Consider the following 20,612-nt stretch of genomic DNA (forward strand, 5'->3'; position numbering starts at 1 on the left):
GAAGTGACAAGGGGAAATTTCAAAAAACTTTTCAACCGCCTCTTTTTTCATCATTACGCCGTGTAATGTAGCAAAAAAGCGGCGTTTTGCCGTTTTAACCAACGAAGCACGCCGCCAGATGGCATACTGATAAGGTAAAAAAGAGAAAGGAACGGCATTTATGTCTTTAAGCGCACAGCAGTTGGCGGCACAAAAGAACATCTCCTGGGTATTAGCGGAGAAACTAGCTCAAAAAATCCTGACCGGGGAATACCCGCCAGAAAGTATCCTTCCCGGAGAGATGGAACTGGGTGAGCAGTTTGGCGTGAGCCGTACGGCCGTGCGTGAAGCGGTTAAAACGCTTGCTGCGAAAGGGATGCTTTTACCTCGTCCACGGATCGGAACGCGGGTGATGCCCCGCAGCAGCTGGAACTTTCTCGATAAAGAACTACTCGCATGGTGGTTAACGGAAGATAATTTCGCTGAAGTTGTCGGCCATTTCCTCGTTATGCGCGAAAGCCTGGAGCCCCAAGCCTGTTTTCTGGCGTCAACCTCAGGCACGCCGGAGCAGAAGGCTCAACTCAACGCTTTGATGGAGGAGATGGTTGAGCTAAAGAGGAACTTTCAGCGCGAGCGCTGGATTGAGGTCGATATGGCCTGGCATGAACATATATATGAAATGAGCGGCAATCCTTTCCTGACCTCTTTCGCTTCTTTATTTCATTCGGTTTACCACACCTACTTCACTTCGATTACCCAAAATGAAGTGGTGAAGCTGGATCTCCATCAGGCAATCGTTGATGCCATTCTGGATAGCGACGGCTTGCGAGCGCTGAGCGCCTGCCAGGCGTTGTTGAGTGCCCCCAACCATTCCGACAAATAGTAAAGGTATCGAATGACCAAAAAGAAAGCCCGCAGTATGGCCGGGCTGCCATGGATCGCAGCGATGGCTTTTTTTATGCAGGCGCTTGACGCTACCATTCTGAATACGGCCCTTCCCGCTATCGCCCATAGCCTTAACCGTTCACCGCTTGCGATGCAATCGGCCATTATCAGCTACACGTTGACAGTAGCCATGCTTATCCCGGTCAGCGGTTGGCTGGCCGACCGCTTCGGCACGCGGAAAGTATTTATCATCGCCGTCAGCCTGTTTACCCTCGGTTCCCTGGCCTGCGCGCTTTCCAACTCCCTGATGGAACTGGTTATCTTCCGCGTCATTCAGGGCATCGGCGGAGCGATGATGATGCCGGTTGCGAGGCTGGCGTTACTGCGCGCCTATCCGCGCAGCGAACTGCTGCCGGTACTCAACTTCGTCACCATGCCTGGCCTGGTCGGCCCTATCCTCGGCCCCGTGCTCGGCGGCGTACTGGTGACCTGGGCAAGCTGGCACTGGATATTCCTGATTAATATTCCCATCGGCATTATCGGAATCGTCTACGCTCGCAAGTACATGCCGGATTTCACCACGCCACGACGTCGCTTCGACACGCTCGGTTTTATCCTCTTTGGCCTGAGCCTGGTGCTGTTTTCCAGTGGAATCGAGCTGTTTGGCGAGAAGATTGTTGCCACCTGGATGGCTCTGGCCGTTATCGCCCTGAGCATCGTTTTAATGTGGGCCTATATTCGCCACGCTCGCCGTCATCCCACACCGCTCATTTCGCTATCCTTATTTAAGACGCATACCTTCTCTGTTGGGATCGCGGGAAACCTGGCCACGCGCCTGGGCACCGGCTGCGTTCCGTTCCTGATGCCGCTGATGCTCCAGGTTGGCTTCGGGTATCCGGCGATTATTGCTGGCTGCATGATTGCGCCTACGGCTATCGGTTCCATTATTGCGAAATCAACCGTCACCCAGATACTTCGCTGGTTCGGCTACCGTAAAACGCTGGTTGGGGTCACGGTATTCATCGGCCTGATGATTGCTCAGTTTTCGCTGCAATCTCCGGATCTGTCGATCTGGATGCTGCTGCTGCCGCTATTCGTTCTGGGGATGGCGATGTCCACTCAGTTCACCTCAATGAACACCATCACGCTCGCCGATTTAACCGATGAAAACGCCAGCAGCGGCAACAGCATGCTGGCCGTTACTCAGCAACTCTCTATCAGTCTCGGGGTCGCCGTTAGCGCGGCGGTGCTGAGGTTTTATGAAGGATTTGATAGCGCAAATACCATTGAGCAATTTCATTACACCTTTATTACCATGGGGGCTATCACCGTGGTATCGGCGCTGGTATTTACCTTATTAAGAGCAAAAGATGGCCGCAACCTGATTAAGGAGCGGCATAAGCGTTAGGCTGAGCCACGAACCACCAGCTCAGGCGTTAACTGTACGCGCTGCTGTTTTTGTCCCGGATCGGCCATGCGGTGAATCAGCACATCGATGGCCAGTTCGCCCAGCTCATCTTTCGGTTGATGAATTGTGGTTAGCGGCGGCGTCATATAGCGCGCCAGTTCGATGTCGTCATAACCCACCAGCGCCATGTCCTGCGGAATACGCAGGCCGCTCTGGTAAAGGGCCTGATAGGCGCCCACCGCCATCGCATCGTTACCGACAAATACTGCCTGCGGTAGCTCTGACAGCGTCAGCAGCGTCTGCATGGCGCTGAATCCGCCGCCAAATTCAAAATCGCTGCTAATCACATATCCTTCCGGTACCGCAAGTCCGGCTCGAGTCATCGCAGCCTGATATCCCTCCAGGCGCAATCGGGCTGGCGTTTTATCCAGCGGACCTGCGATACAGGCAATCCGACTATAGCCCTGGTCAATCAGATACTGGGTCGCCATATCGCCGCCGAGCAGAGAGTTATCCTGAATCAGATCGCTATCGCCGTCGAACGGCGCCCAGTCCATCATCACCGTCGGTACAGAAGGATAGCGCTGCATAATTTCCGGCGAAGGCTGATGAGTTTCAGTGCACAACAGGAGTAAACCATCGACGCGCTTTTGCATCAGCGTCTCAAGATTACGGTTCATCCGCTGCTCATCGCCTTCGGTATTACACAGCACCAGGCTATAGCCTCGCTCAAAGCAGCTACGTTCCACGCCGCGCACTAGCTCCGAATAAAACGGGTTGGTACTGGCGGTAATAAGCATGCCTATGGTGCGGGTTTGGTTTAATTTAAGGCTGCGCGCCAGCGCAGACGGCGCGTAGTTCAGGCTTTTAATCGCGGCATCGACTTTAGCGGTAATTGCTTCGCTAACGAAACGATCTTTGTTGATGACATGAGAAACCGTCGAAGTGGAAACGCCCGCTATGCGGGCTACATCCTTCATGGTGGCCAAGCGTTACCCCTGTTGACGTAAAAATTCGTCTATTTCTTTTCGCCAGGGCACGGAGGGCTGGGCCCCTTTGCGGGTGACGGCGATAGCGGCGGCGGCATGGGCAAAACGAATCGCCTGCGCCAGTTCACTACCTTCAAGCAGCGCGGTGACCAGCGCACCATTAAAGGTATCGCCAGCGGCTATGGTATCTACCGCCTGCACTTTAAAGCCGGGCACCCGACGACCTTCACCTTCGCAGCTGGCCCATACGCCACGGCTGCCAAGGGTAATGATCACCGTACCGATACCTTTATCATGGAGCACTTTGGCGGCTTTTGCCGCATCATCGTCGCTTTCCACGCGCACGCCGGTGAGCTTTTCCGCTTCGGTCTCGTTAGGGGTAATGATATCTACCAGCGTGAGCAGCTCATCGGGCAATTCACGTGCCGGCGCCGGATTGAGGATGACTGAGGTTTGATTCTGGTGAGCGATTTTCGCCGCGGCCAGTACGCTTTCCAGCGGTGATTCCAGCTGCATCAGCAGCGCCTGCGCGCCAGCAATACGCTCTTTTTCCGCATCAACCTGCGCAACGGAGAGCGCGGCATTAGCACCGGCATGAATACCGATAGTATTCTCACCTTCAGCGTTAACAAAAATCAGCGCCACGCCGGTTGATTCTCCGGTGACGGCTCTGACCGGCGAAACGTCAATATTGTCGCTTTCCAGCTGGTGACGAACGCGCTCGCCAATGTCGTCATCGCCGGTACAGGCGATAAAGGAAATATTAGCCCCGCTGCGTCCGGCAGCAACGGCCTGGTTTGCGCCCTTACCGCCAAAAGCGACCTGATAGTGATGACCGGTAACGGTTTCACCAGGCGTTGGGAAGGCGTCGAGATTCAGGATGTGATCGGCGTTGATACTGCCAAGGACGACAAGTTTGCCTGCGGTTTTCATAATCAATATTCCCGGAAAGCGCGCCACCGGGATCCGGTGGCGCATGCCCTGCTTTTCTTTATTATGTTGTCCCTCGGACCGTCGCCGATCCGAATCGCACATTATTGCTTAATGACCAGTTTCAACTCAACCGGGTAGCTGGTATCCACTTTTTCGCCCTTCAGCACTTTATCGGCGGTCTCAACGCCTTTAACGCCGATCTGCTCCGGTAGCTGGGCGATGGTCGCAGCCAGTTTGCCACTATTAACCGCTTTTTCGCCATCCGGCGTGCCGTCAAATCCAACAACCATCACATCAGATTTGCCTGCCGTTTGTAGCGCACGCAGCGCGCCCAGCGCCATTTCATCGTTCTGGGCAAATACCGCCTGCACATCAGGATGCGCCGTCAGCAGGTTCTGCATGACGTTCAGACCCTTGGTACGGTCAAAATCTGCCGGCTGGCTGGCCAGTACGTTAAACTTGTGCGCAGCAACGGCCTGCTGGAAACCTTCACCACGTTCGCGCGCCGCGGAGGTCCCGGCAATGCCTTGTAGTTCAATGATCTTCGCGCTTTCGCCGACTTTCTTCGCGATATAGTCGCCGGCCATCTTACCGCCCAGCACGTTGTCAGATGCAATATGGCTTACCACGTCGCCTTTTGACGCCTGACGGTCGAGGGTGATAACCGGAATTTTCGCCTGATTAGCCAGCTTCACGGCGTTACCCACCGCATCGGAATCCGTAGGGTTGATCAGCAGCAGTTTGGTGCCACGAACGGTTAAATCCTGAACGTTAGCCAACTCTTTGGCCGGGTTATTCTGGGAGTCCAGTACCACCAGGTTATAGCCAAGTTTGTCCGCTTCTTTTTGCGCGCCATCCTTCAGCGAGACAAAGAACGGGTTGTTAAGGGTAGAGATAACCAGAGCGATAGTATCTTTTGCCATCGCGTTTGCGCTTACGGTCGCACTTAACGCTACAGCAGAGACCAGGGTCGCCAGTTTTTTCATATTCATAGTTAAGATGTCCTGTAGAGTTCTCAGTTACTGCTTCTTGTTATCTACCAGTACCGCCAGCAAAATGACCACCGCTTTCACGATCATCTGGTAATAGGATGAAACGCCTAATAAATTCAGGCCGTTGTTCAGAAAGCCAAGGATCAACGCACCAATCAGCGTGCCGACAATACGGCCTTTACCGCCCGCGAGGCTGGTACCACCGAGCACCACCGCCGCAATCGCATCCAGTTCATATCCTGTGCCCGCCGTCGGCTGCGCGGAAGAGAGACGCGCGACCTCAATAATCCCGGCCAGCGAGGCCAGCATGCCGCACAAAGAATAGACGATGATTTTAACTTTATTCACGCTGATGCCGGAAAGGCGCGTTGCCGCCTCGTTACCGCCGAGCGCATAAATATAACGGCCCAGGCGAGTATGGTGCAGCATGTACCAGGCGGCCAGGAAAACGATCGCCATAATCCACACCGGCGTTGGGATCCCCAGCGGACGACCAATCCCGAACCAGCCGAACAGATCGGCGTTGTCGGTAAAGCCGGTATTTACCGGGCTTCCATTGGTATACACCATCGTCACGCCGCGCAGCAGCAGCATCATGACCAGCGTAGCGATAAATGCCTGCACGCGCCCTTTCGCCACAATCACGCCGGTCACGGCGCCGATAGCCGCGCCTAATGCCAGCGCAGCGGCCACGGCCACCAGCGCGTTGACCTCAATCCCGACAATTGAAGCAGCAACCGCGCCGGTCAGAGCCAGCAGAGAACCGACGGACAGGTCGATACCCGACGTCAGGATAACCAGCGTCATCCCTACCGCCATAATGGCGTTAACTGAAGTCTGCTGCAGAATATTGAACAGGTTATTCACGGTAAAAAAGTTGGGGCTCATGGTCGAGACAATCGCAATCAGCACCAGCAGGGCAATCAGCGATTTTTGCTCCATCAGCCACGCTTTTGTGAAGTAGCGACGACCAGAAACAGCCGGGTTATTCATCTTTTTTACTCCTGATTCACACGATTAAGCTTGCCCACAGCGGCAGCCATCAATACTTCCTGGGTGGCCTGCTCGCGTGTGAATTCACCGCCGAGATGCCCTTCATGCATCACCATGATGCGATCGCTCATGCCCAGCACTTCCGGCATCTCCGAAGAGACCAGAATGATGCTCAGACCTTCGGCTTTGAACTGATTAATCAGCTGGTAGATCTCTTTCTTCGCCCCGACGTCGACGCCGCGGGTCGGCTCATCAAGGATCAATACCTTCGGGCGGGTCATCAACCCGCGGGCTATCGCGACCTTCTGCTGATTACCGCCGGAAAGTAGCCCAATGGCCTGCTCCATCGAAGGCGTTTTCACGTTAAACAGGCGGATAAAATCACTCACCGCCTGTTGTTCATCTTTGTGCTTGAGACTACCGCCGCCGCGGCTGAAGTAACGCAGCGCGGTCAGCGACATGTTCTCTTTAACCGACATGCCGAGCACTAAACCGTCGCGCTTACGGTCTTCTGAGATGTAGACGATTCCGTTGGCCAGACCATCCTGCGGGGAGCGCGTAACAACTTCGCGTCCATCCAGCGTGACCGAACCGCTGCTGCGCGGCAGCGCACCGTACAGTACCTTCATCAGCTCGGTGCGCCCGGCGCCCATCAGCCCGGCGACGCCGAGAATCTCGCCCTGACGCAGAATAAAGGAGATATTTTCCACGCCCGAACCGCACAGGTTGTCGACCTTAAGACGAACAGCGCCCGGGGCTTTGTCCAGATGCGGGTACTGATCTTCCAGCTTACGGCCGACCATCATCTCAATCAGCAGATCTTCATCCAGACTGGCCACTTCACGCTCGGCGATAAACTGCCCATCGCGAAATACCGTGACGTCATCGCAAATCTCGAAGATCTCTTTCATACGGTGGGAGATATAGACAATACCGCGCCCCTGCGATTTCAGTTCGCGGATTACGCGGAACAGGGATTCGGTCTCGGTGTCAGTCAACGCATCGGTGGGCTCATCCATAATGATGACCTTCGACTCAAAGCTCAGCACCTTAGCGATCTCAACCATTTGCTGATCGCCTATCGATAAATCCCCCACCAGCTTCTGGCTGTTAAAACGCAGATTCAGCTTTGCCAGCAGCTTATCGGCTTCGGCGTACATCGTTTTCCAGTCTATTTTGCCAAAGCGATTCACAAATTCACGGCCGAGGAAAATGTTCTCGGCGATCGTCAATTGGGGGATCAGGTTTAGCTCCTGGTGGATGATGCCAATTCCGGCTTCCTGAGAAGATTTGGGACCGTTGAAGGTGGTCTCTTTACCCAACCACAGCAGCGAACCGGCATCGCGGGAGTAAATGCCGGTCAACACTTTCATCATCGTGGATTTACCGGCGCCGTTTTCCCCGACCAGCGCCATCACGCGGCCCGGATATACGTTTAGCGAGGCGCCGGAGAGCGCCTTGACGCCAGGGAACGATTTATCGATCCCTTTTAATTGCAATAAGGCTTCCATAGCGGCGACCTCAGAACGTCACGCCGGCACAGAGAATAACGTTCGCATACGGGGAACATTCCCCGCTGCGAATCACCGCCTGACTATCTGCGGTTTCTTTTTTGAACTGCTCATGGCTGGTGTAACGAATTTCAATGGTGTTTCCCTGGTGTTGCTGCAGCTGCTCAAGATGATTGAGCAACGTCGCGTGGAGCTGCGGATTAAGCGTTTTAATCTCTTCCGCGAGGATAGCCGCTTCAACCTGCATTTCGCTAGTCACCACCTCCAGAACCTGCATAAAGGAGGGCACCCCGTGGGTTAACGCCATATCGATACGTGCGCTGCTGCGGGGAACAGGTAACCCGGCATCGCAAACTACCAGCGTATCGGTATGACCCAGGCGGGAGATGACCGACGAAATTTCAGCATTGAGGACGGTACCTTTTTTCATTTTCTCTTTTACTCCACTAGCGAAACGTTTCGCTGGTATAAGTATTAGCAATAAGAGAACAGAAAACCATCACCAGATGTGAGAATTGTGATCGTCATCGAAACGTTTCGCAAGTCTGAAGAGTTAAAGCCAGAAGCGTTCAAATAAACAAAAAGCCCTTCATCAAGAAGGGCTTTAGCGCATCAGATTTCAACCTGGGTGCCGAGCTCAATAACCCGATTCGGCGGGATTTCGAACTGGTCAGGCGCTCGCAGAGCGTTGCGCTGCAGCAGAAGATAAAGCTTGCCGCGCAGGCGCAGGTACCATGGCCGCTTGCCGATGATCAGCGACTCATGAGACATAAAGAAGGAGGTCTCCATCATCCGGCAGCTCAGGCCTTCCAGCCCACAGCGGTGGAAAACTTCTTCGACATTCGGCGTTTCCCGCCAGCCGTAGCTGGCTACGACGCGCCAGAACGACGGCGAAATCTGCTCAATCTGTACGCGACGAACGTTATGCACGTACGGCGCATCTTCAGTACGCAGCGTGAGCAAAATCACCCGCTCGTGCAGCACCTTATTATGCTTAAGGTTATGCAACAGCGCGAAAGGAATGACGTTCAGCGCCCGCGACATATAGACGGCGGTACCCGGAACGCGGACCGGCGGCGATTTCTCCAGAGAAGAGATCATCGCTTCCAGAGAATTACCGTGCTCATGCATCCGACGCAGAAGGCGGAAACGCTCGCTTTTCCAGGTGGTCATGATGGTAAACATCACCAGGCCGAGGGTCAGAGGCAGCCAGCCGCCGGAGACGATTTTATCGAGGTTCGCGGAGAAGAGCGGGATATCAATGCACATAAAGGCAACCAGCAGCAGCGCCACAACGAACTTATTCCAGTGCCAGTTTTGACGCGCTACCGTCGTGAACAGAATGGTGGTCAGCACCATCGTCCCCGTCACCGCAATACCGTAGGCCGCCGCCAGATTCGAGGAGTGCTCAAAGTTAACAATGACGATGACCACCGAGATATAGAGCAGCCAGTTGATAAACGGAATATAAATCTGCCCGGACTCCATTTCCGAAGTATGAATAATCCGCATCGGCGACAGGTACCCCAGGCGCACCGCCTGCCGGGTTAGCGAGAAGACGCCAGAGATAACCGCCTGTGAAGCGATAACCGTCGCCAGGGCGGCAATAATCAGCATGGGAATGAGCGCCCACTCGGGCGCCAGCAGAAAGAACGGGTTTTTAATCGCTTCCGGGTGTTTGAGCAGCAGCGCGCCCTGACCAAAGTAGTTAAGCACCAGTGAAGGCAGTACTACCGAAAACCAGGCCAGGCGAATCGGCAGTTTACCAAAATGCCCCATATCCGCGTACAGCGCCTCCACGCCGGTAATCGACAGCACTACCGCGCCCAGCGCCACAAACGAGACGGTTTTATATTCGAGGAAAAAGTGTACCGCCCAGTAAGGATTCAGCGCCTGCAGCACTTCCGGGTTAGCAAAGATACTGCGCGCGCCCAGTACCGCCAGCAGCAGGAACCAGATCAGCATAATCGGCGCGAACAGCTTACCGACCATGCTGGTACCGTGCTTTTGAATGGCAAATAGCAGCGTCAGAACGATGATGGATATGGGAACCACCCAGGTATCCAGGTCCGGGGCGATAATTTCCAGCCCCTCTATCGCCGACATCACCGAGATGGCAGGCGTAATCACCACCTCGCCATAAAAGAAGCTGCCGCCGATAAGCCCAAGGATCACCAGGATGGAGGTTGCGCGCGCGGAGGTGTTTCGCCCCGCCAGCGACATTAACGTCAGGATCCCGCCTTCGCCGGCATTGTCTGCCCGCATCACGAAGGTGATGTATTTGAGTGATACGGTGAGAATTAATAGCCAGAAAATGAGCGACAGGAAGCCAAAAACAGCATCACGCTCAACGCCAAAGCCAAACTGGCCGGACAGACATTCACGAAGTGTATACAGTGGACTGGTACCGATATCGCCGTATACCACGCCGATTGCCGCCAGCGTTATTGCCGGCAGCGATTGCTTATTATCAGTGCTCATAGACTAGTCTTTTCGTTTATAAAACAAATGTGTGCCTAGTCCCTTGGCCCACAAAAAGCGCACAGTATGCACGATTATTTGCTGAATCGTACCCCTAACTGACATCATCTTAACCTGACTCAAAGAAAATAAATCGATTCTTCAGGCTATTACCACCCCTAAGCAAACATCTATACTCGACCTAACAACGACATTCTAAAAAGCACGCAACTCTATTATGGCTCAATCACATTTACTGGCAGAAAGAATTTCCCGGCTCAGCGCCGCTCTGGAAAAAGGACTCTTCGAACGCAGCCACGCCATTCGCCTTTGCCTGCTTGCCGCACTCAGCGGCGAGAGCGTTTTTCTGCTGGGTCCACCGGGCATTGCCAAAAGTCTGATCGCCCGACGCCTAAAATTCGCCTTCCAGCAGGCTCGCGCATTTGAGTACCTGATGACGCGTTTTTCCACGCCGGAAGAAGTTTTTGGCCCGCTCTCCATTCAGGCGCTAAAAGATGAAGGACGCTACGAGCGTTTGACCGCGGGTTATCTTCCGGAAGCCGAAATTGTTTTCCTCGATGAGATCTGGAAAGCTGGCCCGGCGATCCTCAATACGCTGCTGACGGCAATAAACGAACGTCATTTCCGCAACGGGGCAACCGAAGAAAAAATCCCTATGCGCCTGCTGGTGGCGGCGTCGAACGAACTCCCCGAAGCAGACAACAGCCTGGAGGCGCTATACGATCGGATGCTTATCCGTTTATGGCTGGATAAGGTTCAGGATAAAACCAACTTCCGCTCAATGCTGATAAGCCAGCAGGACGAGAACAGTAACCCCGTCCCGGCGAATCTACAGGTCAGCGACGAGGAGTTTCAGCAATGGCAGCAGGATATCGGCAGCGTTAAGCTGCCGGACAGCGTTTTTGAACTTATTTTCCAGCTGCGCCAGCAGTTAGATACGCTGCCGAACGCGCCGTACGTCTCAGATCGTCGGTGGAAAAAAGCCATTCGTCTGCTGCAGGCCAGCGCCTTTTTCAGCGGCCGCGACACTATCGCGCCAATAGACCTGATCCTGCTGAAAGATTGCCTGTGGCACAATATTGAGACGATGAACCTGATGTCCGCGCAGCTGGAGACCTTAATGACCAGCCACGCCTGGCAGCAGCAGGCGATGCTCACTCGCCTGGGGTCGATTATCCAACGACGTATTCAGCTTCAACAGCAGCAAAGCGATAAAACCGCGCTAAAAGTAAACCGTCTTGGCGGTATGTTCAGCCGTAAACCTCATTATGAACTGCCCGCTGAAGTTCAGGAGCCCACGTTGACGCTGCTCCTCCAGCAGCCGCTTAAGCTGCACGACCTGGAAGTGATTCATATTACGTTTGTTCGTGAAGAGCTTGCTCACTGGCTGGAGAAAGGGGGTGAGATTCGCGGCAAGCTCAACGGTATTGGTTTTGCCCAGCCGCTGAATATGGATGTCGATACCAGCCAGCATCTGGTCGTGCGCGATGTCAGCTTACAGGGGTCGCGACTTTCCCTGCCCGGTAGCGAATCGCGGGAAAATATGCCGGCCGAAATCCGGCAGCAGCTGGAAGCGCTGGACGACGAATGGCATCAGCAACATAACCGCTTCAGCGAACAGCAGAAATGTCTGTTTATTCCCGGTGAGTGGCTGGGACGCATTGAGGCCAGCCTGCAGGACGTCGGAGCGCAGATTAAACAGGCGCGTCAGTCATGACGCTGGACATGCTGAATGTCATGCTGGCAGTCGGCGAAGAGGGTATGATCGATGAGATGCTGCTGGCGCTGCTGGCGGCACCTCAACTGGCGGTATTCTTTGAAAAATTCCCGCGCCTAAAAAATATTATCGCCGCCGACATTCCGCGCTGGCGGGAAGCGGTCAGATCGCGACTTAAAGAGACCAATATCCCCCCCGAGCTGGATGCGGAGGTTCAGTGTTATCAGCAATCACAGCGGCTTTCTACCTCGCAGTTTATCGTCCAGCTTCCGCAAATTTTGAGCCAGCTGCATAAGCTGCACTCCCCTTTTGCCAGCCAGGCCCAGCAGCTGGTGGATAACAACAGCACCTTTACGCCAGCGCTGCACACGTTATTCCTCCAGCGCTGGCGCTTGAGTCTGGTGGTGCAGGCAACCTCACTTAATCAGCAACTGCTGGATGAAGAGCGCGATCAGCTACTGATCGAAGTTCAGGAACGCATGACCCTCAGCGGCCAGCTGGAGCCGGTGCTGGTGGAAAATGACAATGCGGCGGGACACCTGTGGGACATGAGCGCTGGCGAGCTGAAGCGAGGCGACTATCAGCTGATCGTGCGCTACGGCGACTTTCTAAGCCAACAACCCGAGCTCATGCAGCTCGCTGAACAGCTGGGACGCTCACGTGAAGCGAAAGCGGTGCCGAAAAAAGATGCGCCGATGGAAACCTTTCGCAGCCTGGTGCGCGAACCGGCCACCGTACCGGAACAGGTGGACGGGCTTCAGCAGAGCGACGATATTCTGCGTTTGTTGCCGCCAGAGCTGGCTACCCTCGGTATCACCGAGCTGGAGTTCGAGTTCTATCGTAAGCTGGTTGAAAAGCAGCTGCTGACCTATCGGCTTCACGGCGATGCGTGGAAAGAAAAGATCACCGAACGGCCGGTCACTCGCCAGGATTTTGATGAACAGCCGCGCGGACCCTTTATCGTCTGCGTCGATACTTCCGGCTCAATGGGCGGTTTTAATGAACAGTGCGCCAAGGCGTTTTGTCTGGCGCTAATGCGGGTCGCTCTGGCGGATAACCGCCGCTGCTTTATTATGCTGTTTTCCAGCGAGGTGGTGCATTACGAACTTACCGGTCCGCAGGGGCTGGAACAGGCGATCCGCTTTCTGAGCCAGCGCTTCCGTGGCGGCACCGATCTGGCCAGCTGTTTCCGGGCAGTGATTGAGCGTATGCAGAATCCGCAGTGGATCGATGCCGATGCGGTAGTCATTTCAGATTTTATCGCACAGCGCTTGCCGGATGAGGTGATCAATAAGGTGGGAGAGCTACAGCATAAACATCAGCATCGCTTTCATGCGGTGGCGATGTCGGTACACGGCAAGCCCGGTATTATGCGCATTTTCGATCATATCTGGCGCTTTGATACCGGGCTGCGTAGCCGCCTGCTGCGACGCTGGCGGCGTTAATCACGCATTAAAGAAGAGCGGCAACGCTTTGACGAACCTGTGTCGGCCATACGCCGCACTGTACCTGGCCGATATGGTCAAGCTGCAGGAGCAGCATCGTCAGACGAGACTGACCAATGCCGCCGCCGATAGTCTGCGGCATCTCTCCGCGCAGCAGCGCCTGGTGCCATTCCAGCTTCAGGCGATCTTCATCACCGGTAATCGCAAGCTGGCGCTTCAGCGCTTCGGCATCCACGCGGATCCCCATTGAAGAGAGCTCGAAGGCATCTTCCAGAACCGGGTTCCATACCAGAATATCGCCGTTCAGACCGGCATAGCCTTCAGCAGCCGGCGTGCTCCAGTCATCATAATCCGGCGCGCGAACATCGTGGCGCTGACCATCGGAAAGCTTGCCGCCGATGCCGATCAGGAATACAGCCCCCAGCTCTTTAGCAATCGCCCGTTCACGACCTTTGGCATCAAGATCCGGATAGCGACTTAAAAGCTCCTCGCTATGAACAAACTGGATCGTCTCCGGCAGAAACGGCTTGAGGCCAAATTCTTTACTGACGGCGTCTTCGGTAGCTTTGATCCCGGCATAGATCGCTTCAACGGTCGATTTCAGCGTTCCGCAGTGGCGTTCTCCGTCACCCATTACGCGCTCCCAGTCCCACTGGTCAACGTAAACGGAATGGATGGGCGTTAATCGGTCTTCATCGGGGCGAAGGGCCTTCATGTGCGTGTACAGCCCTTCGCCCGCGCTGAAGTCGTGTTGTCCCAGGGTTTGACGCTTCCACTTCGCCAGTGAATGAACCACTTCGAACTGGGCGTCTGGCAGTGTTTTCACTTTAACCTGAACCGCTTTTTCGCAACCAGAAAGGTTATCCTGAGTTCCATCGCCCACGCGGCTTAAGATCGGCGCCTGAACTTCGATCAGGCCGAGCTTCTCTTCAAGCTGACGGGAAAAGTGTGACTTAACGAAACTAATCTGGCGTTGTTTTGCGATGTATGCGGTTTTCATTTTTTATAACTCCTGCGTCCTGTTGCCATTGATTAAGCAACAAAACAGCGCTGCAATTCAATAATCCCACAACAAAAAGCCAGCATCGATTTTGATTCATTAAAATTCGAGGCTAAAATAGAAAGATTCGTCAAACTTCATAAGAAAAACCTATGGAAAATTATCAGATCGACAATCTGGACCGCGGCATCCTTGAGGCCTTAATGGCCAACGCGCGCACCGCTTATGCTGAACTGGCAAAACAGTTTGGCGTCAGTCCGGGAACCATTCACGTTCGCGTGGAGAAGATGAAGCAGGCCGGAATTATCACTGGCGCACGGATTGACGTGAGCCCAAAGCAGCTGGGCTACGATGTGGGATGTTTTATCGGCATCATTCTGAAAAGCGCCAAAGACTATCCCTCGGCGCTGGCGAGGTTAAACAGTCTGGATGAGGTTACCGAAGCGTACTACACCACCGGGCACTACAGTATCTTTATAAAAGTCATGTGCCGATCGATCGATGCGCTCCAGCATGTACTTATCAACAAGATCCAAACAATTGATGAAATTCAGTCCACCGAAACGCTGATCGTGCTGCAAAACCCGATCATGCGTACCATCCGCCCGTGAACGGACTATTTAATCCCACATTTTTCCACAGGTAGATCCCAGCTCGCTCACAGCGTACAATACGCCACTCTGGAAAAGTGGAGCGGGCGATCATGGCAGAGATAACTCTTATCAGCGGCAGTACGCTGGGTAGCGCAGAATATGTGTCAGAACATCTGGCGGAAAAGCTGGAAGAGGCTGGTCACAGCACGACTATTCAGCACGGCCCGCTGATTGACGATCTACAGGCGGAAGGGATCTGGCTGGTTATCTCTTCTACTCATGGCGCCGGCGACATTCCCGATAACCTGCTGCCTTTTTATGAAGCGCTTCAGGAAAAGCAGATCGACCTTTCTGCGGTCCATTTTGGCGCAGTCGGTATCGGTAGTCGTGAATATGACACCTTCTGCGGAGCGATTGATAAGCTGGAGTCGGCGCTGAAGGCCTGCGGGGCAAAACAGATTGGCGAAACGCTAAAAATTAACGTCCTCGAACATGAAATTCCGGAAGATCCGGCTGAGGTCTGGCTGGGATCCTGGCAAAAATTGCTCTGAGAATTGTAAAGATCATACTTTCTTCTGTGGATAACTATGCTTAAAAGCTTGGATCAACCGGTAGTTATCCAAAGTATAACCGTAGACTGATTTTTGTGCTGTGTATAACCCTTCATTTTGATCCCAGCTTATACGGACCAGGATCACCGATCATTCACAGAAAGCGATCCTTCTTAAACGATTGATCTTAAATCTTGGATCCGACTTATCCACAAGACAAGCCGATCCTAATAAGAGATCACAATAAAACAGATCTCTAAATAAAAGATCTTCTTTTTAATACTCAGGATCCCGGCGCTTTCTCGAAAGGCGAAAGTTGAGTAGAATCCACGGCCCGGGCTTCAATCCATTTTCAAACCGCTTTATGCGAGGCATACCACCATGTTTTATCAGGATCCTTTTGACGTCATCATCATTGGCGGGGGTCATGCAGGCACTGAGGCCGCAATGGCCGCAGCGCGAATGGGTCAACAGACTCTGCTTTTGACACACAATATCGACACGCTAGGGCAAATGAGCTGTAACCCGGCGATTGGCGGCATTGGGAAAGGACACCTGGTAAAAGAAGTGGATGCGCTTGGCGGCCTGATGGCGAAGGCCATTGACCATGCCGGTATCCAGTTTAGGATACTAAACGCCAGCAAAGGCCCAGCCGTACGGGCGACTCGCGCTCAGGCCGATCGCGTGCTTTATCGGCAAGCCGTACGCACGGCCCTGGAGAATCAGCCTAATTTGATGATCTTCCAGCAGGCCGTTGAAGATCTGATTGTGGAGAACGATCGCGTGGTGGGTGCTGTTACCCAGATGGGGCTTAAATTCCGCGCCAAAGCGGTAGTGCTGACCGTAGGGACATTCCTCGACGGTAAGATCCATATCGGACTCGATAACTACAGCGGCGGTCGCGCTGGCGATCCTCCGTCGATCCCGCTGTCTCGCCGTTTACGTGAACTGCCGCTACGCGTCAGCCGCCTGAAAACCGGTACCCCACCGCGTATTGATGCGCGGACCATTGATTTCAGCGTTCTGGCTCAGCAGCACGGCGACGATCCAATGCCGGTTTTCTCGTTTATGGGGAATGCTTCCCAGCACCCGCGTCAGGTACCGTGCTATGTCACGCATACCAACGAGAAAACCCACGATGTGATCCGCAATAACCTCGATCGTAGCCCGATGTATGCCGGCGTGATTGAAGGGATCGGCCCTCGCTACTGTCCTTCGATCGAAGACAAGGTGATGCGTTTTGCCGATCGCAATCAGCATCAGATCTTCCTCGAGCCGGAAGGACTGACGTCGAACGAAATTTATCCAAATGGCATCTCCACCAGCCTGCCGTTTGATGTCCAGATGCAAATCGTCCGCTCAATGCAGGGGATGGAAAATGCAAAAATCGTTCGCCCCGGCTACGCTATCGAGTACGATTTCTTCGATCCGCGTGACCTGAAACCAACGCTGGAAAGTAAATTTATCCATGGCCTGTTTTTTGCGGGCCAGATTAACGGCACTACCGGTTATGAAGAAGCGGCCGCTCAGGGCCTGCTGGCAGGCCTGAACGCAGCCCGCTTCTCTGCCGAGAAAGAGGGATGGGCGCCGGGTCGCTCCCAGGCCTACCTTGGCGTCCTGGTGGACGATCTGTGTACGCTCGGCACCAAAGAGCCGTACCGCATGTTTACTTCACGTGCGGAATACCGCCTGATGCTGCGTGAAGACAACGCCGATCTGCGCCTGACTGAGCAAGGCCGTGAACTGGGCCTGGTAGATGATGAACGCTGGGCGCGTTTCAACGAGAAGCTTGAGAGTATTGAACGTGAACGTCAGCGCCTGAAATCCAGCTGGGTAAATCCGCTGGCGGAAAGCGCCGCTGAAGTTAACGCACAGCTGACGGCGCCTTTGTCTCGTGAAGCTAACGGTGAAGATTTGCTCCGTCGTCCGGAAATGACCTACGAACAGCTGGTGAAGATGTCGCCATTCTCGCCGGGTCTTGAAGACAAGCAGGCCGCGGAACAGGTTGAGATTCAGGTAAAATACGAAGGCTACATCGCGCGCCAGCAGGATGAGATTGAGAAACAGCAGCGCAATGAAAACACGTTGCTGCCTGCCACGCTTGATTATCGCCAGGTGAATGGGCTGTCGAACGAAGTCATTGCTAAGTTGAACGACCACAAGCCGTCTTCAATAGGGCAGGCATCGCGTATTTCCGGCATTACGCCTGCGGCAATCTCGATTTTGCTGGTGTGGTTGAAAAAGCAGGGAATGCTGCGCCGTAGCGCCTGACTTTCCCTGAACGATACATTTGGCGGATAGCGCATAAGATATCCGCCTGGTTTATATCCAGCCCGGTAAGCGCATCGCCTCCGGGCTCATTGTTTTTAAACAGGTACCGAACGTGATCAACAAACTTTCTCGTCTGCTTGATGAAGCGGGTATTTCACTTACCGATCACCAGAAAAATCAGCTGGTCGCCTATGTAGGCATGCTGGATAAGTGGAATAAGGCCTATAACCTTACCTCGGTTCGCGATCCGGATGAGATGCTGGTACGCCACATTCTCGATAGCATTGTTGTTGCGCCATACCTTAAAGGAACGCGTTTTATCGATGTGGGTACCGGACCGGGTCTGCCGGGGATCCCGCTGGCTATCGTACGCCCTGAATCTCATTTCACCCTGCTGGATAGCCTCGGTAAACGAGTACGTTTCCTGCGACAGGTCCAGCATGAGTTAAAACTGGATAACATCACGCCGGTACAAAGCCGCGTGGAAACGTTTCCGGCTGAACCGCCGTTTGATGGCGTGATCAGCCGCGCTTTTGCGTCGCTGAATGATATGGTGAGCTGGTGCCATCATTTACCGGCGCAGGACGGTCACTTCTATGCGCTCAAAGGGTTAGCGCAAGAAGATGAAATGGCCAATCTTCCGGAAGGGTTTGCCATTAGTGATGTTTTCGAACTGCATGTTCCTCAGCTGGATGGTGAGCGTCACCTTGTGGTGATCCAGCCAAAAATGATTTAATTTTTATCAAAAAATGTGAAAAAAAACCGGGTTGTGCATGTTACAAAAATAAAAGTCACAGCAGGGTAGCATCGGACAAGATTTAACCTTGTCGTTACCATGGTTTTTCTTTCGGTTAACTTTGCGCTGTTGCTTTACCAGGAGAATAGTCAACATTGAAAATATCAGTACGCTAAAAATCTCGCTGCTTGCACTTCATACTGATGTTAAATTTTTATTATGAATGTCAATAAAAGGTTTTTATTGTATATGGGATTGTTTTAGAAAGAATACCCACTTTTTATGTTGAATATCAATTGGATAAAAAATTGAGTTTTATGTACAGAATTAATTCGATTTCACGAAAAATGTTTATTATGTGATCTGATGCACGCTTTAATAGCCGTGTTTTCGCGGTATTTGCAGTTTTGCATGACGGCTCACAGATTGGTGAAATGCATGAAAAGTTGTCAGTCGGAAAATAATTAAACATTTATTCACTATTTTGCTACTTATTGTTTGAAATCACGGGGCGTCACCGTATAATTTGTCCGCTTTTTGATGCTTGACTCTTCGTCTTAAAGGACGTTTTATACGACACGCGACATACCTCGAAGGGAGCAGGAGTAAATACGTGATGTCAGTGTCGCTCTTGAGTCGAAACGTTGCTCGTAAGCTTCTGTTTATTCAGTTACTGGCGGTAATAGCAAGTGGACTGCTGTTCAGCCTCAAAGACCCTTTCTGGGGCATCTCCGCCGTTAGCGGAGGTTTGGCGGTTCTTTTGCCAAATATGATTTTTATGATTTTTGCCTGGCGTCATCAGGCGCATACACCTGCTAAAGGCCGAGTGGCCTGGACCTTCGCTCTCGGCGAAGCTTTCAAGGTGTCGTTGACCTTCGCCCTTCTGGCGGTGGCGCTGGCGGTTTTCAAAGTGGTGTTTTTGCCGCTGATAGTGACGTGGGTTTTGGTGCTGGTGGTACAAGTTCTGGCGCCAGCTGTAATTAACAACAAAGGGTAAAAGGCATCATGGCTTCAGAAAATATGACGCCGCAGGAATACATAGGACACCATCTGAATAACCTTCAGCTGGACCTGCGTACTTTCTCGCTGGTGGATCCGCATAACCCCCCGGCCACCTTCTGGACGCTCAACATTGACTCCATGTTCTTCTCGGTGGTGCTTGGTCTGTTGTTCCTGCTTATGTTCCGTAGCGTAGCCAAAAAGGCGACCAGCGGCGTACCGGGAAAATTCCAGACCTTTATCGAGATGATCATCGGCTTCGTCCATGGCAGCGTTAAAGACATGTACCACGGCAAGAGCAAGGTTATCGCTCCGCTGGCCCTCACCGTGTTCGTTTGGGTATTCCTGATGAACCTGATGGACCTGCTGCCTATCGACCTGTTGCCATACATCGGTGAACACATTTTCGGCCTGCCAGCACTGCGCGTGGTTCCGTCTGCGGACGTCAACATCACCCTGTCGATGGCGCTTGGCGTGTTTATCCTGATTCTTTTCTACAGCATCAAAATGAAAGGCGTGGGCGGGTTCGTTAAAGAACTGACCCTGCAGCCGTTCAATCACTGGGCGTTCATTCCTGTCAACTTAATCCTTGAAGGGGTAAGCCTGCTGTCTAAACCTGTATCTCTGGGTCTGCGACTGTTCGGCAACATGTATGCCGGTGAGCTGATTTTCATTCTGATTGCTGGTCTGTTGCCGTGGTGGTCACAGTGGGTTCTGAATGTGCCGTGGGCCATTTTCCACATCCTGATTATTACGCTGCAAGCCTTCATCTTCATGGTTCTGACGATCGTCTATCTGTCGATGGCATCTGAAGAGCATTGATTTTTTACCAACATACTACGTTTTAACTGAAACAAACTGGAGACTGTCATGGAAAACCTGAATATGGATCTGCTGTACATGGCTGCCGCTGTGATGATGGGTCTGGCGGCAATCGGTGCTGCGATCGGTATCGGCATCCTCGGGGGTAAATTCCTGGAAGGCGCAGCGCGTCAACCGGATCTGATTCCTCTGCTGCGTACTCAGTTCTTTATCGTTATGGGTCTGGTGGATGCTATCCCGATGATCGCTGTAGGTCTGGGTCTGTACGTGATGTTCGCCGTCGCGTAGTAAGTTGTTCGAAAGAAAC

At 53.2% G+C, this 20,612-nt stretch carries 19 protein-coding genes; 11 read left to right on the forward strand and 8 right to left on the reverse strand.

All coding sequences use genetic code 11. The features are described 5' to 3' along the window. The first annotated feature begins 160 nt into the window (after positions 1–160). Together HMPREF3178_RS06185 and mdtD are read left to right on the forward strand one after the other, a co-directional pair. On the forward strand, positions 161–862 hold the full coding sequence (locus HMPREF3178_RS06185; protein WP_004107328.1) for a FadR/GntR family transcriptional regulator: 702 nt from the start codon (positions 161–163) through the stop codon (positions 860–862). A gap of 12 nt (positions 863–874) precedes the next feature. Continuing rightward, positions 875–2,272 carry a multidrug transporter subunit MdtD gene (gene mdtD, locus HMPREF3178_RS06190; RefSeq protein WP_004107327.1) on the forward strand — a complete coding sequence of 466 codons (1,398 nt, stop codon included), beginning with the start codon at positions 875–877 and terminating at the stop codon, positions 2,270–2,272. Here mdtD and rbsR read toward each other — a convergent pair. From rbsR to kup, 7 genes are all read right to left on the reverse strand, one after another. Continuing rightward, positions 2,269–3,252, reverse strand: a complete 984-nt coding sequence (gene rbsR / locus HMPREF3178_RS06195) for a ribose operon transcriptional repressor RbsR (protein ID WP_004107325.1) — start codon at positions 3,250–3,252, stop codon at positions 2,269–2,271. The genes mdtD and rbsR overlap by 4 nt on opposite strands. 12 nt (positions 3,253–3,264) lie before the next feature. Next, positions 3,265–4,197 (reverse strand): ribokinase, encoded by a 933-nt coding sequence (gene rbsK, locus HMPREF3178_RS06200; RefSeq protein WP_024274853.1) that lies wholly within the window; start codon positions 4,195–4,197, stop codon positions 3,265–3,267. 98 nt (positions 4,198–4,295) lie between these two features. Continuing rightward, complete coding sequence (gene rbsB, locus HMPREF3178_RS06205; RefSeq protein ID WP_004107321.1) at positions 4,296–5,186, reverse strand: ribose ABC transporter substrate-binding protein RbsB; 891 nt, start codon at positions 5,184–5,186, stop codon at positions 4,296–4,298. Positions 5,187–5,213: 27 nt separating this feature from the next. After that, the gene (gene rbsC, locus HMPREF3178_RS06210) at positions 5,214–6,179 is read right to left on the reverse strand and encodes a ribose ABC transporter permease (protein WP_004855792.1); all 966 of its coding nucleotides are present in this window, start codon (positions 6,177–6,179) and stop codon (positions 5,214–5,216) included. A 5-nt stretch (positions 6,180–6,184) separates the two neighbouring features. After that, positions 6,185–7,690, reverse strand: a complete 1,506-nt coding sequence (gene rbsA, locus HMPREF3178_RS06215) for a ribose ABC transporter ATP-binding protein RbsA (protein ID WP_004107317.1) — start codon at positions 7,688–7,690, stop codon at positions 6,185–6,187. A 10-nt stretch (positions 7,691–7,700) separates the two neighbouring features. Then, positions 7,701–8,120, reverse strand: coding sequence for a D-ribose pyranase (rbsD, locus tag HMPREF3178_RS06220; protein WP_004116762.1), 420 nt, complete (start codon positions 8,118–8,120; stop codon positions 7,701–7,703). A 182-nt stretch (positions 8,121–8,302) separates the two neighbouring features. Next, the gene (gene kup / locus HMPREF3178_RS06225; RefSeq protein WP_004107313.1) at positions 8,303–10,171 is read right to left on the reverse strand and encodes a low affinity potassium transporter Kup; all 1,869 of its coding nucleotides are present in this window, start codon (positions 10,169–10,171) and stop codon (positions 8,303–8,305) included. A gap of 217 nt (positions 10,172–10,388) precedes the next feature. On the opposite strand from kup, the gene ravA reads away from it, so the two are divergent. Next, the gene (ravA, locus tag HMPREF3178_RS06230) at positions 10,389–11,888 is read left to right on the forward strand and encodes an ATPase RavA (protein WP_017145189.1); all 1,500 of its coding nucleotides are present in this window, start codon (positions 10,389–10,391) and stop codon (positions 11,886–11,888) included. Beyond that, positions 11,885–13,333 (forward strand): ATPase RavA stimulator ViaA, encoded by a 1,449-nt coding sequence (viaA, locus tag HMPREF3178_RS06235; protein ID WP_017145190.1) that lies wholly within the window; start codon positions 11,885–11,887, stop codon positions 13,331–13,333. Before ravA ends, viaA begins: the two co-directional genes overlap by 4 nt. 7 nt (positions 13,334–13,340) lie before the next feature. On the opposite strand, the gene asnA is transcribed toward viaA, so the two are convergent. Next, positions 13,341–14,333 carry an aspartate--ammonia ligase gene (gene asnA, locus HMPREF3178_RS06240; RefSeq protein ID WP_004107308.1) on the reverse strand — a complete coding sequence of 331 codons (993 nt, stop codon included), beginning with the start codon at positions 14,331–14,333 and terminating at the stop codon, positions 13,341–13,343. 152 nt (positions 14,334–14,485) lie between these two features. On the opposite strand from asnA, the gene asnC reads away from it, so the two are divergent. The 7 genes from asnC to atpE all read left to right on the forward strand — a co-directional run bounded on the left by asnC (position 14,486) and on the right by atpE (position 20,593). Next, the gene (asnC, locus tag HMPREF3178_RS06245; RefSeq protein ID WP_004107306.1) at positions 14,486–14,944 is read left to right on the forward strand and encodes a transcriptional regulator AsnC; all 459 of its coding nucleotides are present in this window, start codon (positions 14,486–14,488) and stop codon (positions 14,942–14,944) included. A 92-nt stretch (positions 14,945–15,036) separates the two neighbouring features. Further along, on the forward strand, positions 15,037–15,477 hold the full coding sequence (gene mioC, locus HMPREF3178_RS06250; protein WP_004107304.1) for an FMN-binding protein MioC: 441 nt from the start codon (positions 15,037–15,039) through the stop codon (positions 15,475–15,477). Between the two features lie 381 nt (positions 15,478–15,858). Further along, positions 15,859–17,748, forward strand: coding sequence for a tRNA uridine-5-carboxymethylaminomethyl(34) synthesis enzyme MnmG (gene mnmG, locus HMPREF3178_RS06255; protein WP_004116749.1), 1,890 nt, complete (start codon positions 15,859–15,861; stop codon positions 17,746–17,748). Between the two features lie 112 nt (positions 17,749–17,860). Further along, on the forward strand, positions 17,861–18,484 hold the full coding sequence (gene rsmG / locus HMPREF3178_RS06260; RefSeq protein ID WP_004116746.1) for a 16S rRNA (guanine(527)-N(7))-methyltransferase RsmG: 624 nt from the start codon (positions 17,861–17,863) through the stop codon (positions 18,482–18,484). Positions 18,485–19,100: 616 nt separating this feature from the next. Next, on the forward strand, positions 19,101–19,481 hold the full coding sequence (gene atpI / locus HMPREF3178_RS06265; protein ID WP_017145191.1) for a F0F1 ATP synthase subunit I: 381 nt from the start codon (positions 19,101–19,103) through the stop codon (positions 19,479–19,481). Between the two features lie 8 nt (positions 19,482–19,489). Then, complete coding sequence (gene atpB, locus HMPREF3178_RS06270; RefSeq protein WP_004107295.1) at positions 19,490–20,305, forward strand: F0F1 ATP synthase subunit A; 816 nt, start codon at positions 19,490–19,492, stop codon at positions 20,303–20,305. Between the two features lie 48 nt (positions 20,306–20,353). After that, the gene (gene atpE / locus HMPREF3178_RS06275) at positions 20,354–20,593 is read left to right on the forward strand and encodes a F0F1 ATP synthase subunit C (protein ID WP_000429386.1); all 240 of its coding nucleotides are present in this window, start codon (positions 20,354–20,356) and stop codon (positions 20,591–20,593) included. Positions 20,594–20,612 lie beyond the last annotated feature (19 nt).

The organism is Klebsiella sp. HMSC09D12, from assembly GCF_001808475.1.
Classification (GTDB): domain Bacteria; phylum Pseudomonadota; class Gammaproteobacteria; order Enterobacterales; family Enterobacteriaceae; genus Klebsiella; species Klebsiella oxytoca.

Bases quoted from the DNA above. Each gene is read 5' to 3' on its own strand.
- asnA (WP_004107308.1), bottom strand. From the start codon at position 14,333: ATGAAAACCGCATACATCGCAAAACAACGCCAGATTAGTTTCGTTAAG.
- rbsD (WP_004116762.1), bottom strand. From the start codon at position 8,120: ATGAAAAAAGGTACCGTCCTCAATGCTGAAATTTCGTCGGTCATCTCC.
- atpE (WP_000429386.1), top strand. From the start codon at position 20,354: ATGGAAAACCTGAATATGGATCTGCTGTACATGGCTGCCGCTGTGATG.
- rbsC (WP_004855792.1), bottom strand. From the start codon at position 6,179: ATGAATAACCCGGCTGTTTCTGGTCGTCGCTACTTCACAAAAGCGTGG.
- viaA (WP_017145190.1), top strand. From the start codon at position 11,885: ATGACGCTGGACATGCTGAATGTCATGCTGGCAGTCGGCGAAGAGGGT.
- mioC (WP_004107304.1), top strand. From the start codon at position 15,037: ATGGCAGAGATAACTCTTATCAGCGGCAGTACGCTGGGTAGCGCAGAA.
- asnC (WP_004107306.1), top strand. From the start codon at position 14,486: ATGGAAAATTATCAGATCGACAATCTGGACCGCGGCATCCTTGAGGCC.
- ravA (WP_017145189.1), top strand. From the start codon at position 10,389: ATGGCTCAATCACATTTACTGGCAGAAAGAATTTCCCGGCTCAGCGCC.
- kup (WP_004107313.1), bottom strand. From the start codon at position 10,171: ATGAGCACTGATAATAAGCAATCGCTGCCGGCAATAACGCTGGCGGCA.
- mnmG (WP_004116749.1), top strand. From the start codon at position 15,859: ATGTTTTATCAGGATCCTTTTGACGTCATCATCATTGGCGGGGGTCAT.
- mdtD (WP_004107327.1), top strand. From the start codon at position 875: ATGACCAAAAAGAAAGCCCGCAGTATGGCCGGGCTGCCATGGATCGCA.
- atpB (WP_004107295.1), top strand. From the start codon at position 19,490: ATGGCTTCAGAAAATATGACGCCGCAGGAATACATAGGACACCATCTG.
- rbsA (WP_004107317.1), bottom strand. From the start codon at position 7,690: ATGGAAGCCTTATTGCAATTAAAAGGGATCGATAAATCGTTCCCTGGC.
- atpI (WP_017145191.1), top strand. From the start codon at position 19,101: ATGTCAGTGTCGCTCTTGAGTCGAAACGTTGCTCGTAAGCTTCTGTTT.
- rbsB (WP_004107321.1), bottom strand. From the start codon at position 5,186: ATGAATATGAAAAAACTGGCGACCCTGGTCTCTGCTGTAGCGTTAAGT.
- rbsR (WP_004107325.1), bottom strand. From the start codon at position 3,252: ATGAAGGATGTAGCCCGCATAGCGGGCGTTTCCACTTCGACGGTTTCT.
- HMPREF3178_RS06185 (WP_004107328.1), top strand. From the start codon at position 161: ATGTCTTTAAGCGCACAGCAGTTGGCGGCACAAAAGAACATCTCCTGG.